The organism is Pirellula sp. SH-Sr6A, assembly GCF_001610875.1.
Classification (GTDB): domain Bacteria; phylum Planctomycetota; class Planctomycetia; order Pirellulales; family Pirellulaceae; genus JBKCUI01.
The window spans coordinates 5,236,298-5,254,046 of sequence record NZ_CP011272.1 but is presented as its reverse complement, the minus strand read 5'-3'; the positions used below and the strand labels follow the sequence as shown (position 1 = coordinate 5,254,046).

Below are 17,749 nucleotides of genomic sequence, written 5' to 3'. Positions count from 1 at the left end.
TGGCGCGCCACGGCGCAAAGCTCGCCAAGGCAGGGAACGGCAGAGCATGAACCTCCGCACTCCCGTCAAACGGTTCTGTCGATAGTCCGTCCAGAGGTTCTGTCGATACGATGTTGGAAGTTAGCCAAGGGGCCTACCATCAACTCCCTCCCCACCCCACTCCTTCCTTTTGCGCCTTGGCGCCTTGGCGAGAAACTTGGATGCCTGAAGAAGTGGCGCGCCACGGCGCAAAGCTCGCCAAGGCAGGGAACGGCAGAGCATGCACCTCCGCACTCCCGTCAAACGGTTCAGTCGATTGCCCGTCCGGAGGGTTCTGTCGATAGGATGTTGGAAGCTAGCCAGGGGCCTACCATCAACTCCCTCCCCAAACCCTCTCCTTCCCTTTGCGCCTTGGCGCCTTGGCGAGAAACTTGGATGCCTGAAGAAGTGGCGCGCCACGGCGCAAAGCTCGCCAAGGCAGGGAACGGCAGAGCATGAACCTCCGCACTCCCGTCAAACGGTTCTGTCGATAGTCCGTCCAGAGGTTCTGTCGATACGATGTTGGAAGTTAGCCAAGCGGCCTACCATCAATTCCCTCCCCACCCCACTCCTTCCCTTTTGCGTCTTAGCGCCTTGGCGAGAAAATGATCAAAGTTGGAGGCTCGCTTACTGCAGTTATGGGGTCGCTCGCAGCTTCTTCGCGGCCACTTCGGCCTCGCGCAGTACGCGCAGGGCGTTTTTGTAGAGGACCTTGTGAATGTCTTCCTCGCTATACCCCCGCTGTACCAACATCTCCGTGATCAATGGATAAGTAGACACGTCCTCCATACCACGTGGTGCTGTCGAGATTCCATCGTAATCGGAGCCCAATCCGACATGGTCGATGCCAGCCATCTTGATCACGTGTTCAATATGATCTGCGAGAATCGTCGCTTCGCCCGCTGGGTAGGGGTTCTTCACCTGCCATTGCTTGTACTCACGCTCCATCTTTTCTTTGTCGTCCGGATACTTGGCTTGCAATTCCCGCCGAACTTGGAACATCTCCTTCATGATCGCCGCACTCTTGGGAACGACAAATCCCGAGTAGAAATTGATCATGACGACCCCGCCGTTCTGAGGCAGCCTCTTCAGAACATCATCGGGGACATTTCGTGGATGGTCCGCGATCGATCGTGCGGACGAATGGGAAAAAATGACGGGAGCCGTGGAGATATCCAACGCATCGTGCATGGTCGCAGGCGAGACGTGGGAGATATCGACCAACATTCCTAGCCGATTCATTTCACGTACGACCTCTTCCCCGAATGGACTCAGGCCATCGTGTTTCGATTGATCGGTCGCAGCGTCGGCCCAAGCCAACGTATCGGAGTGGGTCAGGGTCATATACCTTGCCCCCATTTCATAGAGTCGACGCAGATTCTGGATGGAGTCCTCGATCGAGTGACCACCTTCCATTCCGATGAGTGACGCGATCTTCCCTGCTTGGCGAGCCTTTTCAATATCCTCCGATGTCAAACAAAGCTGGAAGACATCCGGATACCGCTTCACCATGGCGTGTACCAGTTCGATCTGCTCCACAGTCGTACGATACGCCACTCCTGCGCGCATCGTTTCGGCTGGAACGTATACAGACCAGTACTGCGCGCCTACGTTCCCCTTTCGAAGCCTCTCGATATCGGTGTGCAACTTCGGCTGCGGCTTACTGATATCGCAATCGTCGAACCGCTTGCTGAACTTTCGGATCTCCCACGGAAGATCGTTATGGCCATCGAAGACATAGGCCTTGCGATGAATCTGCATCGCCTTCTCAGAAATGGTGTATTCGGGCTTGGCTTCTTGTGCCCATCCGTTCGATACAAAACATCCTGCGAAACCCGTCGTTAGCATCGACGTGGCCAGCCCTAGGTGCAGTGCCGAGCAAATACTGCGAGCTCGAATCTTATCCAGTGACGACGAAAGTGACTTCATGTGGCAATACCTCTTCAAGGGATGGTGAACCTAAGCGAATGATGATTAACGGGGGCAGTTCCGACGAAATTCCTGCCCTATGGCCTTGGAGAGGTTCAAGGCAAAACACGTACGCGGATGTCTTTGAACTCCACGGGAGCTCCTTCCGCTTCCAAGCACAAATATCCTTCTGCAGGGACGGCATTCCGTCCCCCTGAGACTTCGACTCCGTTCACCCACAAGCGAACTTCGCCGTTGATCGCGCGCACATAGTAGTGATTCCACGCGGGGCTTGGTTGGCTCCGATTCGCCTTGGGAAAGCTGCGAGATCCATCCGGGGAAAGAGGGGGAAACGGCTCGAGTTTGGATTTGCCAACCGGGAAGATATCGCCATGGGTCGTGAACCAAGTCGCCTTCTTTCCCGACGACTTCTCGTAGTTTTCGGTGTAACCGGTATCCAAAACCTGCACTTCGATACCTGCCCCAGGAAGTTTGTTCGGAGGAAGATCTTTCAACGCATCCTCTGGCGTCCACAGGAAAAACCCTGAATTCCCACCCTTGCTCAAATGCCGCCAGTAAGCGACCCATTCCAAATTCTTGTACTGAACCTTGGATCGCAGTACGCCGATTGGCTTCCCTGTGCTGTGCACAGTGGAACCGTCCCACACCCAAGTCTCCTCATCGCAATTCGCGCGAACGAAATCGTCCTTGCCCAGCGTCACCCACTCCGGGCCTTGCCCATCGATGACCGCAAATTTGGCGCCTTCGATCGGAATCAGAGAATTCGCCGCTGGCTCTTGCGCGTTACAAACCGATGCACCGAACACCATCAACAAGTAGGTGCTGCAGAGCTTGGAAAGGGATGGTCGGATGGTGGACTTCATGGCGATGATGCTCGTTGTGGTGGGGGAGGCGGGGGGATGCGGGCTTCGAATAGATTAGCACAACGGGCGCCATTTTGGGGACAAACCCAGCCCAAGTCCTCAAGGGTTCCCCACGAGGCGATGGGCGAGGGCCAAGCACCCGATGACGGGATTTTTTACGAGATGCACGGATTTCGGTGCGGTGTGCGATTGCTTCAACAGTCCTGCAAGCTCGTCGATCAACTTGGGAAAATGGTTAGGAATTCCACCCGCCACGGCTAAACGATAGGAGTCAGCCACCCCTGTCCGCTTCGCAACTTGGGTTACCATCGCACTCCAGCCCACAACGGCTCTGTGCACGATGCATTCGGCTGCGGCATTGTCGCTCCGCGATTGGATCACCAACGGGGCTAAATCCGCAATCGCCTTGCGAGGAACAGGGGTTTGGTAGATCCACCCCACAATTTGCGAGACCGAATCAAACCCGAGCCGCCTGAGAATTGAAACCGTCAATGGGCTGGGGGACACTCCCGCGTCCACTTCTTTGCAGGCTTCCTGCAGGGCAGCGAGGCCGATGGCATAGCCGCTCCCTTCGTCCCCCAGAAGGTATCCCCAGCCGCCTGCTCGGACGATTTGTTCCAGTCCGGCGTCATCCTGAAACTCGCACCGCGCGATGGAGCCCGTTCCTGCGATGAGCGTCACCCAAGGCATCGGAGTACGTGAATTGGGGGCTAGGTCCCCTGCAAAGGGGCTCGGCTTTTCGAGTGCAGTCTCCCACTGGGCCGCCCAGCGGATCGGCTCGATATCGTCGGTGACTTTCAATAAACCGACCAAGCCGCGATCGCGAAGTCGCTTTGCGATGATTTCCTGCTCTTCCATGCGTCCCGCTCCTGCCAATCCGATGCAGGCAGCATGAAGTTGGTCCTTGGAGGCATTCAGGCCCGTTTGCGATTGATACCGCTCCAGAGCATCCGCGACGGCAGTCTCGATATTCTCGCAAGCAGCATCGAATCCAATGGACCGAGGGTTCCCTGGACCGCCAATTCCGCGACCGACAGGGAGATTCAACGCCAGATCTGGCGCCTGTTGGTGGGATGAGAGTGCATGTAGCGATCGAAGGGGGTTCGCTGCGGGAGTGATCCAAGCTGATGTTTTGGTCCCTCCACCGTCGACACCCAACAGGAGGGATGGGCTTTGCCGTGCAGATTCCATACTGTCCTAGAACTCGGGGGAACGCTTTGAAGACCATCTAACCGATGGCCAAGGAATCATAACCTCGAATCCGATTGGGAGATAAAGGTTTCTGGAATCTGGCGTCCACCGTCGTGGAGAGCTTGAAACAGCCGCCCGTCCGGCTTACAACAGTCCCTTTCTTCCCCAAGGGGCGGCGGCTTTCCCTCCACCCCGATTAGTGTTTAAGAACCTTCCAATTCACAGAATTTAGAGAGTTTGAGATCGTCCATGGCCGGTACTGGATTAGATAGTGGGCTTGTGAGCCAAGACAACGTCGCCAAGATTTTGGATCAGGCGCTCGATGCCGGCGAAGGCTTGCTTCGCCTAACTCCTACCTGGGTCCCCCGCAGCTTCCTGCACCCCGGCCGCCGCATCAAACTTTACCCAGGTGATTTGTATGCGTTTGGGGCTGACCGGGGCGGGATCGACGAACGATGGTTTTCCTCCACCACCGAGGCAGCCAACGAAGGACGCGTTTGGCACGAAGGTCTTAGCTTCTGTCTCTTCGAGGGAAAGAAGTTTCTATTGAAGGACGCCGTCGCCGAGCAAGGAAACCGCTTGGTAGGGGCACCCATATTCAACAAGTACAATCGCTGGCCGGTTTATTCGAAGTTCTTCGACAACATGGGCCCCATCCCGCACCACATGCACCAGTCTGCAGAAGATGCAGCACTCGTTGGGCAAGAAGGAAAGCCTGAAAGCTATTACTTCCCTCCCCAATACAACAATGTCGACAACAATTTCTCCTACACCTTCATGGGTCTGGAGCCGGGCACGACCAAAGACGATTTGCGTCGCTGCTTGGAAAACTGGAATAAGGGTGACAACGGCATCCTCGACCTGTCGCGAGCCTACCGACTAAAGCGAGGAACCGGCTGGTTGATTCCTCCCGGCGTGCTGCACGCTCCGGGCTCCCTTTGCACCTACGAGCCACAATGGGGCAGCGATGTGTTCGGCATGTTCCAATCGATCGTTGAAGGTCGTTATGTGCCTTGGTCCCTCCTGGTCAAAGACATGCCAAAAGAGAAGCACCAAGACCTCGACTTTATCATCGGCCAACTTGACTGGGACAAGAACGTCGATACGCACTTCAAAGACAGCAACTACATTGAGCCGGTCGTCGATTCCGAAAGATCCGGCAGCGGTTACACCGACAAGTGGATTGTCTACGGATCGATCGACGGCAAACAACTCTTCAGTGCGAAGGAACTGACCGTCGAGCCGGGGGCCAAGTGCATTCTGCGAGACAACGCTGCCAGCGGCTGGATCACGGTTCAAGGCAAAGGTCGCATCGGGAAGCTTGCACTGCAAACTCCAGCGATGATCCGATTCGGTGAAAATACCGAAGATGAAGTTTTCATCAGCCATGAAGCTTCCTCGCGCGGTGTCGAAATTGAAAATACGGGCTCGGAACCACTCGTTGGATTGCGATATTTCGGACCCGATGCCCATTCCAACATGCCTCAAAATGGGGCTTGGAAGAACAACGCCTAAAAAGCCATAAAAACGGGGTAGCTCCCGTTCTGTTTCTAACGCGAAGAGGTAGATCTATCCCTCTTCGCGTGGTTTCTCCCTTCCCCATTCTCTCCTAACTCATTCGAGTATCTTCATGACAAAGTTAAAGCTTCATAATGCGATGTGGCCCGGTTTGGTTGGCAAGGGAGATGGGCCCGACCAGGAGCCCCCAATTAGCTTGGACCGCATGCTGGAGCTTACCGCAGCAGCCAATGTGAATGGCCAAAAGTTTGATGGAATCGATTACTTCTTGTTCTTCCCTCACACCGATCCCAATGCCAGCGATGAGGAACTTATCAAGATCGCTGACAAGATCGCCAGTCACGGCTTCGCCGTCGGTTCTCTCGTTGCGCCCGTTTGGGGGGGCACCGTGGGAGACTCGGCGATGGGAGACGCGGCTTCCCGGGAAAAATTCCTTTCCGCAGTGAAAATGGCCTGCCGTATCGCTAACGTTTTCGAAAAGCATGGGGTTCGCAAGTATGGTGTGATTCGCATCGACAGCGCGGAGTTCGGCATCGAGAAATGGCGATCCGACAAAGTGAACAACACCAAGAAAATCGTCGAGACCTTTAAGGAAGCGGCGAAGATTGCGAAAGATGCGGGCCAACGACTGGCGGCCGAAGGAGAAATCTGCTGGGCCGGGATGCACTCATGGCGCGATATGCTCGACGTGCTCGAAGGAGTCGGTATGCCGGACGCACTCGGATTCCAAGCGGACTTGGCTCACACCTACCTCTATCTGCTCGGCTACAACGCTCCGGAGTACGCATTGCTCAAGGAAGGTTATAGCCAAGAAGAATTCTACGCCGCCTACGAAGCGATGACCGATAAGCTCCGCCCTTGGACGATCGATTTCCACGTCGCACAAAACGACGGGCAAGTCCACGGAGCGGGATCCCACGACAAGACCGGCAAGCATTGCCCTGCAGACGATCCAAACGGCAAACTCGATATCGTTCGATGCTCCAGCTACTGGCTCAAGGATGCGGCATCGCGCGGCATTCAACATATTTGCTGGGACGGATGCATGTTCCCCAATGCAACCCTGGAAAAACCCCAGACATGGAACTCCATCTTGGATGTGATGATTCGTGTCCGAGATTCCCAATAACAGACAATCCCACCATCCCTCCAACCATTTCGGAATAACCTCGATGAAAGAACTGCGCATCGGAATGATCGGGTACGGCTTCATGGGTAAAGCCCACTCGAATGCGTACGCACAAGCCAACCACTTTTTTCCCTGTGAGTACAAGCCGGTTCTCAAGGCTCTGTGCGCCCGCAATGCAGAAAAGGCCTCGTCCTTCGCGAAGAACTGGGGTTACGAATCCATTGAAACAGATTGGCGGAAGCTGCTGGAACGCAAGGACATCGATGCTGTCGATATCTGTACCCCCAACAACATTCACAAAGAGATCGCCATCGCTGCCGCAAAAGCGGGCAAGATGATTCTTTGCGAAAAGCCACTCGCGATGAACACCGAAGAAGGCCTCGAGATGTGCGAAGCGGTCGAAAAGGCCGGCGTCGCAAACATGGTTTGGTACAACTATCGTCGCATCCCCGCCGTCACGCTCGCAAAGCAAATCATCGACTCCGGGAAATTGGGACGCATTTTCCACTACCGCGCTAACTTCCTCCAAGACTGGACGATCAATGCAGACGTTCCACAAGGCGGGGCGGCCACGTGGCGTCTCGACGTCGAGGCTGCAGGTAGCGGTGTAACAGGAGACTTGCTCGCCCACTGCATCGACACCGCACTATGGCTCAACGGATCGATCACCGACCTATCCGCCGTGACCGAAACCTTTGTCAAGGAACGAGTCCATGCGGAGACCGGCAAAAAGCAGCCCGTTGGAATCGATGACGCTTGCTCGTTCTTCTGCCACTTCAAGAACGGGTCATTAGGGCTCTTCGAATCGACGCGATACGCGCGAGGCCACAAGGCTTTGTACACGTTGGAAATCAACGGTGAAAACGCATCACTCGCATGGGACCTCCACGACTTGCACCGCCTCAAGTACTTCGATCACAGCGACGAGTCGATTGTCCGCGGATGGCGAAGCATCCACGTATCCGATGGCAATCAACCCTACATGGGCAATTGGTGGGTGCCTGGACTGCAAATCGGCTACGAACACTCGTTCATCCACCAAGTCGCCGATTTCTTGAAGAGCCTTGAGACAGGCGAACCCGCCCACCCAACCTTCCGCGACGCGCTGGAAACCCAAAAGGTCTGCGACGCAGTCCTTGAAAGTGCGAAGAATCGCCAGTGGGCGAGCATCTCCTAGATCGAGTCGGTCTAATAAAAGTGCCTGACATGCTAGAACGGTCGAGGACGACCGTTCGACAACGTCGATCTGTTGTCCTCAACAGATCAGCATCGCCTGACGCACCGCGCCAGTTAAGAATCTTTACCCCGGGCGATTGGTCCGAGAGCTTGGGGGAAAGGTGGTTTGGTCGATAGAGCGGTGGTCTATAGCGCTTGAACGGTCGAGGACGACCGTTCGACAATGTCGATCTGTTGTCCTCAACAGATCAGCATCGCCTGACGCACCGCGCCAGTTAAGAATCTTTACCCCGGGCGATTGGTCCGAGAGCTTGGGGGAAAGGTGGTTTGGTCGATAGAGCGGTGGTCTATAGCGCTTGAACGGTCGAGGACGACCGTTCGACAATGTCGATCTGTTGTCCTCAACAGATCAGCATCGCCTAACGCACCGCGCCAGTTAAGAATCTTTACCCCGGGCGATTAGCCCGAGAGCTTGGGGGAAAGGTGGTTTGGTCGATAGAGCGGTGCTCTATAGCGCTAAAACGGTCGAGGACGACCGTTCGACAACGTCGATCTGTTGTCCTCAACAGATCAGCATCGCCTAACGCACCGCGCCAGTTAAGAATCTTTACCCCGGGCGATTAGCCCGAGAGCTTGGGGGAAAGGTGGTTTGGTCGATAGAGCGGTGCTCTATAGCGCTAAAACGGTCGAGGACGACCGTTCGACAACTTCGATCTGTTGTCCTCAACAGATCAGCATCGCCTGACGCACCGCGCCAGTTAAGAATCTTTACCCCGGGCGATTGGTCCGAGAGCTTGGGGGAAAGATGGTTTGGTCGATAGAGCGGTGGTCTATAGCGCTTGAACGGTCGAGGACGACCGTTCGACAATGTCGATCTGTTGTCCTCAACAGATCAGCATCGCCTAACGCACCGCGCCAGTTAAGAATCTTTACCCCGGGCGATTAGCCCGAGAGCTTGGGGGAAAGGTGGTTTGGTCGATAGAGCGGTGCTCTATAGCGCTAAAACGGTCGAGGACGACCGTTCGACAACTTCGATCTGTTGTCCTCAACAGATCAGCATCGCCTGACGCACCGCGCCAGTTAAGAATCTTTACCCCGGGCGATTGGCCCGAGAGCTTGGGGGAAAGGTGGTTTGGTTGATAGAGCGGTGCTCTATAGCGCTAAAACGGTCGAGGACGACCGTTCGACAACGTCGATCTGTTGTCCTCAACAGATCAGCATCGCCTGACGCACCGCGCCAGTTAAGAATCTTTACCCCGGGCGATTGGCCCGAAAGCTTGGGGGAAAGGTGGTTTGGTTGATAGAGCGGTGGTCTATAGCGCTAAAACGGTCGAGGACGACCGTTCGACAACGTCGATCTGTTGTCCTCAACAGATCAGCATCGCCTGACGCACCGCGCCAGTTAAGAATCTTTACCCCGGGCGATTGGCCCGAGAGCTTGGGGGAAAGGTGGTTTGGTTGATAGAGCGGTGGTCTATAGCGCAAGAACGTTCAAGGACGACCGTTCGACGGCTTCGTTGCCAAGATCCAATACTGCGCTCCCAACGGGAACCGGGACAACCAAGGCTCGAGCACTCGAAGCCCTTTTAGAATCCTAGGGAAATAAAAGGCACTTCGACTAACACGAACCCGAAATCCGGCTTGCTCAATGAGCCGTTTCGATTCAAGGATGCTCAAACAAATCGCATCCCTGTCGAATGGAATGCGACTCATGACCCACCGCGTGCCGGGATTCCATGGATTGTTTTCCCAATAAGCGAAACAACCTCCCTCCACCAATCGCTCGTGAATCCATCGAAACGCATCAAGCCGATGGTCGGGAGGGATGTGATGAAACACTCCGTTGCAAAATGCCAAATCGGCGCGATCATCCCACCTCCAGTCTTCCGGAACGCACCACTGTACCCTTTCGTCGGTTAACTTCTGTGCAGCGATTTGCAATGAAGCTTGTGACGGATCGACACCGATAACGCGTTGGCACTGGAGCGTTTCGAGCAGATAGGGAACGCTATTTCCTATTCCGCATCCAAAATCCATGGCGAAGGTGGGTGTGAATCCGATTCGTCGCAGAGTATGCCTGGTTATTTCGATTCGGGTCGATGCAAAGAAATCGGACGATTCCCCGGAGAGTGAAACCCCCTTGGCGAGTGCTGCTTCGTATTCCGCAGCGTAGGAATCGAAGCTGGGGGGCGCGGGTTGATGGTTAGAAGCCATTGCGAGGCCTTGGCATTCGGGCGGAATGTCTTGGATCGAAGCGTTTGCCTCGCACCCAAGCAGCCCAACTGCGAGCGAAATCATACCAATTCAAACGTTGAGGCCTGCTGGAGATCAAGTACCCGAATTGATTCGGATCGCGGCGAATGACCAATTCCGCTAACTCCCGTTGATTCCGTCGAAACGGATGTTGGATTGCCTCGCTCCACTCCCCTTTCGATTTCAAGCCGCCTACATCGACTCGGACGGGAGCACCGAACCGAATGAACACATGGGGGCGAGCATCATCCCAAAAGGGATATTCGATGGCGAGTGGCAGAAAGACTGTTCTCTCTACCTTGGTCGCTAAATGCGCGAGCCCCGGCATGAGCGGTTGGCTCATATCGCGTACATCGCAGAATCGTCCCTCTGGAGTAATCCAAATCGAAGTATTGGGCCGTGCGAGAATCGCCTTGCTTGTCGATAGGAAATGGTGTGCACCTGAGAAACTTTGAAGCTGTACACCGTAGAAGCCCATCTTTTTCAGTACAGCGTAGTTTTCGAGCTGCTCGGCATCGATAGGAGCGTAGAAGGTTCGCTCAGGCATTAACGCTTGCCGGAGGAGCATCGCCACGATGGGATCCCACCAACTGGCATGATTGGCGCAGACCACCAAGGCGTCGTTGGGATCGATCCCGGTCAATTCCTGTTCGGTCGCCCAGCCAAATGAACTGAACTGCTTGCGAACCATGCCGCGCGCGTACCAACAAAATCCATCTACCAGAAACTTCTGGGAAACGGGAACCGAATGCGAGGAATGGCGGGTCATTCGCGATACTCGATCACATGCTGTCGAGAGAATCGAACTTTCTTGGCCAAAGCATATTTATCATCCGTATGTCGGTACCCGAGCGCGCAGCCCACGACCGTTCCATATTGCGACCCGTCTAGACCGAGTATCCGGTCATACTCAGAACGCACAATCCCCTCCATCGGGCAAGCATCGATGCGCATCGAAGCAGCAACCGCCATGACTTGTCCGAGCGCGATGTAAACTTGGTTCGTTGCCCATTCAAAATGCTTCCCCTCTTGGTTTTTCAGAAAGCCGAGCAGTATCTGCCGGTACATGGCAAGGGTATCCATTGAGACCCCTCGGCCATCGCACACAGACTGGAGAAAGGAATCCACATACTCCTCCGTCACTTGCTTCAATGCCGCGAAAGCAATCATGTGGGAGCAATCGCGAGGCTGCGTTTGGTTCCAGGAGGCACCTTGTAGCTGCTCTTTGATATCAGGGGATGTGACGACGATGAATTTCCATGGTTGCAACCCAAACGAACTCGGTGTTAGAACCAAACTCTCCTCGATGTCATTCCAATCGTCCGCCGGTATCTTTCTCGTCGCATCGAATTGTTTGACCGCATAACGCCAATGCAGACTGGTATTCCCCATTCCATTTCCTCGTGTGAATTCCATTACCTTGTGACTGGTTGCATGCGGCGGGGCGATAGCCGCCAGTGAAGGATTGCAAAACCAGGCCCTGTACCTCGAAGCAGATTACTCGGCACGCCGAGGTGCTGACTTGGCGAGCGCATCTCGGATCTCGCGCAGCAAGAGGACATCTTCTGGAGTTGCAGCCGGTGCCGCCTCTTCCTTTTTCTTCATGCGATTCATCACCTTGATCACCATGAACAAGGCGAACGCGATAATGATGAATTCGAATGTCGTCTGGATGAAGGGCCCGTACTTGAGAATATCCGGGTCCGTCAAGTTCATGACGGCGTTGCCGTTTGCATCGAGCTCTGGGGTCCCATCTTTTTTCAAAACGGGAAGCTCTATCTTTCCACCTGTCAAATGGGAGTACTTCAATGACAAGCCGTTGAAATTCACACCACTTTTGGCCGTGATCAAGTTCAGAGGCGTCATGAATACATTCTCGACCAGCGAGTTGATGATCTTTCCAAATGCGCCGCCGATGACAACACCGACCGCCAAATCGATGACGTTGCCTCGCATGGCAAACGCTTTGAATTCTTGAAAAAGACCCATCTAAAGAGCTCCTGCAACAGCCGAAAAGAACAAAACGGAATTCAGCCGCCAAGCTTACCGGATTTTCCGGAAATTGGGAGCAACCGAATTCTCCCCTTGAAACGCTCGGTGGTTATTTCGTATCGACAGAGGAATTCTCAAGTCGGAGATCGCAGGCTGCCAAAGCGCACCTCCATGACCTCCCACCCTCCTTATCCTTCGCACTTTATCGCATCCGTCCCATGAATTCGAACCAGCAGGACAGAACTTCGGTGCTAGCGATCATCGCTTGCTGCCTGCTCGCGTTTTTCCCTCCCCCCTTCGCGATCGGCCAGGCCCCCCCTCCGCGCCCCCCCGAAATCGCGATGACCTTTCAACGAGCGACCGAAGCCTTTGCCCAAAAAGACTTCGACCACGCGAGGCGAGATTTTTTGGCGGTCGCCCTGGCAACGCCTCGCTCCGAGCTTGGGATCCAAGCCGAGTACTTCGCCGCGTTGGCTGGATGGAACCTCGATCCCTCAGACAAAAGTGCCTCCGAAATTCAACTCTGGCTCGAACACGCTGCTCTCTTTGAAACGCAAACCCGATCCAGTGGCAAAGCCATCGTTTCCACTTCCTGGGATCGCTGGGTCGAGACGGCCCATTTGCTATTGGCCAAGGTTGAAATCACGAAAGGATCACTTCGTGAGGCAGAGCGACGGCTTCGACACCTTTCTAGCCCTCCGACCGATCCGAAGGGAAGTGACTCGCCTTCCCGCGAGGCTTGGCCAACCCAAGGTCCTTGCTCTCCCCACGTTTGGCTCGAACTCGGGAGCTTGCTCCGCCGAGAAGATCCAACGTCGGACGAAGCGCTGAGGTGCTTTGATCAAGCGATCGGCGCTTGCAAACAACAGCCCAGTCCATCGCAATCCCTTCTCCACACCCTCGCGTCTTGGAACGCAATTGAATGCGTTGCAGCAAAAAAACAATGGCAGGAAGTATGCGATCGCTTGAACGCATTCAGCCAACAAAATCCTTCCGATGAACTCCGCATTCGAGCCAAGCTGCTGGAGGTCGCCGCGAAAAAAAACCTCTCCCAGTCGGTGGATATTGCCAGAGAAATCGAGCCGCTGGTTGATCTTGCACTGGCTGGAAATATCCCAGCACAACTTCTCTATGAACTCGCGATTGCGCTAGCGGACGCCGGTGCGCGAGAATCGTCGGAGGCCTTGTTCGTGGAGTTGATTGAGAAGCACCCGAAAGCAGGGATAAGCATCGAAGCTCGACTCCGGCTAGCTCGCGACTGCGCTCAGTCCGATCGATGGGACCAAGCGATTCAATGGGCCGAGGAAGCAACCGAGTTGGGATGCCCCGACGCTTGGAAGTCGTTCGCGTGGTACATCCGAGCCAAAGGGCATGCGCGTGCCAAGGAGAATACCGAAGCGATCCAATGCTTGGAACGAGGACTTGGCGAGGGGCAGCTAAACATCGAACTGGAGATCACCTTGAGAGTGGAGTTGCTGGAGCTCCTCTACCAATCTCAGAACTGGTCGAAACTAGTGCCTCACGCAGAATGGCTGCTCGCATTCGCCGAGAAACAACCTGCTCCCCCGAACTGGCTGCCGCTGGCCTTGCTTCGGCAAGCCGAAACGCTAGCAAATCGTAACGCGTGGCAGGAAGCCGAGACGATGGTTTCAAAGCTTTGTCGCGATTTTCCCGAATGGAAGAAAGCCGACGAAGCCGATTACCTCTTAGCGCGGTGTTGTATTGCGAGAGCGGATTTCCAAGGGGCTCGAGAGCGACTCGATCGGATCGTGCTCGCATCGAACAACTCGAACGCAACGCTTCTGGCTCGAGCGGGGTGGATGGCAGGCGAAACGTTCATGATGCAGCGTCGGTATGCCGATGCCGCCGCGAGCTATCAACGCGTTTTGTCCATTCCTGGTGAAGAGCATTGGCATGCGGCCAGCGTGTTGCAGTTGGGCGTTTGCGCAGAAATGAGCCAAGATCCCAAGGCGGCGGTCGAATGGTATCGACAAGTGCAGGAAAGATACCCTAAGTCTCCATTTGCAAAGACGGCAGGCGAGCGTCTGAGCAATTTGATGACGATGGCCCAACAAGCAGAGCGAATCGGTTCAGGGAAGAAGCGATGAGTTTGCATATCAGGACGATAATGAACAAATCGATGAGCTTGGGGATTCTTTGCGTTTGCACAGCCATCGCTTCTACCGCGACAGGACAAGTTCCAGGGGGTACCGGTCCCTACCCGGGAGCGCCGGTTGGCAATATGCCGCAGATCCGCCAGAGTTTCTACAACACTCCTGTGCAGGCACCACCGGTCAGCTCGAATGGCCTCAATCCGGCAGGAACCGTCGCGGGTAGCTCCGGCTGGGTAAACGGTCCGGATGCTCGGCTCGCAGCCAATCCAAACCCAACCTCGGGAGCAACGGTAGGCACACCGGCTTCTGATCCAGTGGGAAGCGAAGAGGGCAAGATCCCGGTCCGCAGTCTGTTACAAATGTTCCATGATGGCGGGATCATGATGTACCCCATCGCTCTTTGCTCCTTCGTCCTGATGGTCTTTTCATTCGAACGATTCATTTCGCTTCGAACCGGGCGAGTGATTCCACGTCCTTTTGTGAAACGATTGATCGAGCAGCTTCAACAACAGCAGATCGACCGCGACGAAGCCCTTGAACTATGCGAACGCAACCCGAGTTCCATCGCGACGCTGCTCGCTGCGGCAGTAAAGCGTTATGGCCGACCTGCCGTTGAGATCGAGCAAGCTGTCTTGGATGCAGGTGAGCGTGAAAGCAATAACCTGCGCCGTCACATGCGATTGCTCAATGCGATCAGCAATGTTGCGCCCCTTCTTGGACTTCTCGGTACAGTCATGGGGATGATCCAATCGTTCAATGACATCTCGGGATCGCAAGCGATGGGGCGTCCGGAAATGTTGGCTGGCGGGATTAGCGAAGCGTTGTTGACCACGGCAGCGGGACTTCTGGTCGCGATTCCTGCCTATCTGATGTACATGTACTTCCTCGGTCACACGGACCGTTTGATATCCGAAATGGATATGCACTCCCAGCGTTTGGTCGATGCGATCAGTGCGGAGGGCTTGCAAGAAAGCGATTCCTCGCGAGGTCGAACTCGATCGCGCAAAGCCGCTTGATAAAGGATTCGCTATGCCGCTGAAACTGAGTCAAGAAGAGCTTCCGTCTATCAATCTTACGAGCATGATCGATGTCCTTTTTCTTCTGTTGATCTTCTTCATGGTCGGGACTCGTTTTTCGGAAAACGAAGGATCGATCGAAATCCACCTACCGAAGGTGGCCAATGGCGGCGCCATGATGACGGCCCCACAAGGTAAAGTGGTTGCCCTCCAGAGCGATGGCGGAATCCGGTTCGACGGTACCCCCCTATCGCTCCCGCAATTGCAGGTCGTATTGTCGGAAGCCACTCGAAACTATCCTGACTTGAAAGTGGAATTTGAAGCAGACGGTAATTGCTCCCACCAAATGGTCTGCGAAGTCCTTGCGATCATCCAGAAAACAGGGAATAAGAATCTGAATCTCCGTTATGCCAGCAGCCAGATGCCTAGCGCGTCCATGCAGCGGTAAATCATGATCCCCATCCATCCAACCGCAGCACTCCCGCTCGCAGCCATCGGAGACATCTCGACGAGCCGCTGGTGGGCGATCGTGCTGGGATGCCTCTTCGCCTTGGTCGCTCTGACGCTCCTCATCGCGTCTTGGACCCGATGGGGGCAAACCAAATCGCTGACCAAGTGCATTGCTCTGGCATTCCTCGCTCACGTATGGCTATTGATGTACGCATACGGAACGCGAATCATCACCCCAGGTGCAGGGGGTGGTTTCGGTGGTGGTGCGTATCGACCCGGTGTGGTTCAAATGACTATCGAAGCCAACGCCGCTTCCACCCCACCTCCCCCTTCGTCTGAATTACAAAGCGTCGACGAGACCGCTTCGTCCTCCGACGAATTGCCAACCCAGAGTCCCATCGACGCGTCGGATCAAGAACCTGAGATTCGCCCCTGGGAAGCTCCCCTGGCAACCGCCGAGTCGGATCTGTCCCCCTATTCAGTGGCCGACCTTCCACTGCCGGAAATCCCTACCCCAGAACCGGTTCCCGCCTCTTCTATCGAGAACCCGACTCTCGTAGCAGCCCTTCCGCTCGTGGAACCGGACACCGCAGCGCTCGCGGAATTCTTGTCCGAACAGGCTGCTGCACCTGCGTTGAACGAACCTCCAGACGAAGGCGGAATCCTACCACCTTCCCGATTGCCCAATCAGGTCTCGCCCACCCTTTCATCCGTACCTCCTGCCGGTCTTGCAGTCGCTCCGCGGGCGCACGCGACTTCTTCGCCCCCCTCCTCGGCGAGTCAGTCATCCTATCAAAACCGATTCGCTCCAAATCGGATGGATATCGTGCGTGCAGGTGGAGGGGATGAGAACACGGAAGCGGCGGTTCAGAACGCTTTGGAATGGTTGGCGCGCTCGCAAGGCCCTGACGGGGGATGGAATGCAGCGGAGTATGGAGGGGGCAATCCCATCATGATCGGTCGTGCCGGACCGGATGGTGAGATCCGGCAAAATGCCGGTGTTCGCGCCAACACCGCCATGACAGGGCTTGCGATCCTCGCATTCCTGGGGGCCGGGCATCACCATCTCGATGGCCCCTATGCGCCGACAGTTCACGCAGGACTTCGGTACCTTCTCGGTCAACAGCTTCCCTCCGGGGATATGTCCGGGAGGGATCAAGTAGGGCGCGAGGACGCGGTTCGATTTGCTCGTATGTACAGTCATGGGATGGCATCACTCGCCGTGGCCGAGGCCTACGCGATCACTCAAGATCCGCAATTGCTACCTGCTACCCGGTTAGCGTGCCAATACTCGATTCGAGCCATGAATCCTCGATCAGGAGGATGGCGGTACGAATATCCGACGGAGGATCCGGGGGACACCAGTCAGTTCGGATGGCAAGCCATGTTGCTTCACAGCGCCACCCAAGCCAACGCATATGACATCGGGGCCGATACTCGATCGAAAATGCTTCGCTTTCTCGATTCTGTGTCGGTGGGCCAAGACGGTGGTCTTGCCACCTACCGACCTCGTATGGGGAATTTCTCGAATGCCGAACAAGCGACCCCATCCATGACCGCCGAAGCGATGGCCTCACGCTTATTGCTGGGTTATCCCATTCGTCCCGGCGCAGCACACGAAGCACAGCGACTCCTACTGGCCAATCCGCCGGGCCGTGGGCAAGACAATTTCTACTATTGGTACTACGCCACGCTAGCGATGTATCAATCGCGATCGACATCCACGAATCAAATGGATGCTGCCATCTTCGAGTCCGCTTGGAAGAGTTGGAACGATGCGCTCAAGTTCCGTTTGTGCACCACGCAAATTGCAGACGGCCCCGCGAAAGGTTCTTGGAATCCAAGCTGTGTTTGGGGTGCATATGGGGGGCGAGTTTACACCACCGCCTTGGGTTGCCTCAGCTTGGAAGTCTACTACCGCTACCTTCCTATCTACCGCAGTCAGATCGCCAGTCAGCCCTGGAATCCCGACACAACGCTTCGCAAGTGATCGAATCGCCGCAGGAGTCGTCAGTTTCACTTTTTTGCCCACCTCACCCTCGCATGTGGGGAATCGAGTAGAATAAGGATTCCTCAGCCTCCCCCTCGATCCCACCTGCC

Annotated in this window: 14 protein-coding genes; 7 read left to right on the top strand and 7 right to left on the bottom strand. The window is 55.4% G+C overall.

Going from position 1 to position 17,749, the window contains the following annotated elements:
• Window positions 1-654 precede the first annotated feature (654 nt).
• The 3 genes from VN12_RS20465 to VN12_RS20455 all read right to left on the bottom strand — a co-directional run bounded on the left by VN12_RS20465 (window position 655) and on the right by VN12_RS20455 (window position 4,001).
• Entirely contained in the window at window positions 655-1,947 is a 1,293-nt protein-coding gene (locus tag VN12_RS20465; protein WP_205855101.1) for a dipeptidase, read from the bottom strand.
• A gap of 95 nt (window positions 1,948-2,042) precedes the next feature.
• Window positions 2,043-2,810, bottom strand: coding sequence for a DUF1080 domain-containing protein (locus VN12_RS20460; protein ID WP_146678541.1), 768 nt, complete (start codon window positions 2,808-2,810; stop codon window positions 2,043-2,045).
• A 99-nt stretch (window positions 2,811-2,909) separates the two neighbouring features.
• Entirely contained in the window at window positions 2,910-4,001 is a 1,092-nt protein-coding gene (locus tag VN12_RS20455; protein WP_146678540.1) for a BadF/BadG/BcrA/BcrD ATPase family protein, read from the bottom strand.
• Between the two features lie 249 nt (window positions 4,002-4,250).
• Between VN12_RS20455 and VN12_RS20450 the strand changes: the two genes are divergently transcribed.
• The 3 genes from VN12_RS20450 to VN12_RS20440 all read left to right on the top strand — a co-directional run bounded on the left by VN12_RS20450 (window position 4,251) and on the right by VN12_RS20440 (window position 7,825).
• Window positions 4,251-5,516: a hypothetical protein gene (locus tag VN12_RS20450; RefSeq protein ID WP_146678539.1), complete on the top strand. Its 1,266-nt coding sequence runs from the start codon at window positions 4,251-4,253 to the stop codon at window positions 5,514-5,516.
• A 115-nt stretch (window positions 5,517-5,631) separates the two neighbouring features.
• On the top strand, window positions 5,632-6,648 hold the full coding sequence (locus tag VN12_RS20445; RefSeq protein WP_205855100.1) for a sugar phosphate isomerase/epimerase family protein: 1,017 nt from the start codon (window positions 5,632-5,634) through the stop codon (window positions 6,646-6,648).
• A 43-nt stretch (window positions 6,649-6,691) separates the two neighbouring features.
• Window positions 6,692-7,825 (top strand): Gfo/Idh/MocA family protein, encoded by a 1,134-nt coding sequence (locus VN12_RS20440; protein WP_146678538.1) that lies wholly within the window; start codon window positions 6,692-6,694, stop codon window positions 7,823-7,825.
• Between the two features lie 1,490 nt (window positions 7,826-9,315).
• Here the strand turns inward: VN12_RS20440 and VN12_RS20435 are convergent.
• The 4 genes from VN12_RS20435 to mscL all read right to left on the bottom strand — a co-directional run bounded on the left by VN12_RS20435 (window position 9,316) and on the right by mscL (window position 12,066).
• A complete protein-coding gene (locus VN12_RS20435; protein ID WP_168164533.1) occupies window positions 9,316-10,038 on the bottom strand; it encodes a class I SAM-dependent methyltransferase in 723 nt (240 codons plus the stop codon).
• Window positions 10,028-10,846 carry a lysophospholipid acyltransferase family protein gene (locus VN12_RS20430; RefSeq protein ID WP_146678536.1) on the bottom strand — a complete coding sequence of 273 codons (819 nt, stop codon included), beginning with the start codon at window positions 10,844-10,846 and terminating at the stop codon, window positions 10,028-10,030. Before VN12_RS20430 ends, VN12_RS20435 begins: the two co-directional genes overlap by 11 nt.
• Entirely contained in the window at window positions 10,843-11,493 is a 651-nt protein-coding gene (locus tag VN12_RS20425; protein WP_205855099.1) for an NAD(P)H-dependent oxidoreductase, read from the bottom strand. The genes VN12_RS20430 and VN12_RS20425 overlap by 4 nt, the downstream gene beginning before the upstream one ends.
• A gap of 81 nt (window positions 11,494-11,574) precedes the next feature.
• Window positions 11,575-12,066 carry a large conductance mechanosensitive channel protein MscL gene (gene mscL, locus VN12_RS20420; RefSeq protein WP_146678535.1) on the bottom strand — a complete coding sequence of 164 codons (492 nt, stop codon included), beginning with the start codon at window positions 12,064-12,066 and terminating at the stop codon, window positions 11,575-11,577.
• A 221-nt stretch (window positions 12,067-12,287) separates the two neighbouring features.
• On the opposite strand from mscL, the gene VN12_RS20415 reads away from it, so the two are divergent.
• Genes VN12_RS20415 through VN12_RS20400 form a run of 4 tightly spaced genes read left to right on the top strand, consistent with a single transcriptional unit; the run spans window position 12,288 to window position 17,639 of the window.
• Window positions 12,288-14,177 (top strand): tetratricopeptide repeat protein, encoded by a 1,890-nt coding sequence (locus VN12_RS20415; protein ID WP_146678534.1) that lies wholly within the window; start codon window positions 12,288-12,290, stop codon window positions 14,175-14,177.
• Entirely contained in the window at window positions 14,174-15,199 is a 1,026-nt protein-coding gene (locus VN12_RS20410) for a MotA/TolQ/ExbB proton channel family protein (protein ID WP_240491207.1), read from the top strand. Before VN12_RS20415 ends, VN12_RS20410 begins: the two co-directional genes overlap by 4 nt.
• A 13-nt stretch (window positions 15,200-15,212) precedes the next feature.
• Entirely contained in the window at window positions 15,213-15,647 is a 435-nt protein-coding gene (locus VN12_RS20405) for an ExbD/TolR family protein (protein WP_168164532.1), read from the top strand.
• Window positions 15,648-15,650: 3 nt separating this feature from the next.
• The gene (locus VN12_RS20400; protein ID WP_146678532.1) at window positions 15,651-17,639 is read left to right on the top strand and encodes a prenyltransferase/squalene oxidase repeat-containing protein; all 1,989 of its coding nucleotides are present in this window, start codon (window positions 15,651-15,653) and stop codon (window positions 17,637-17,639) included.
• Window positions 17,640-17,749 lie beyond the last annotated feature (110 nt).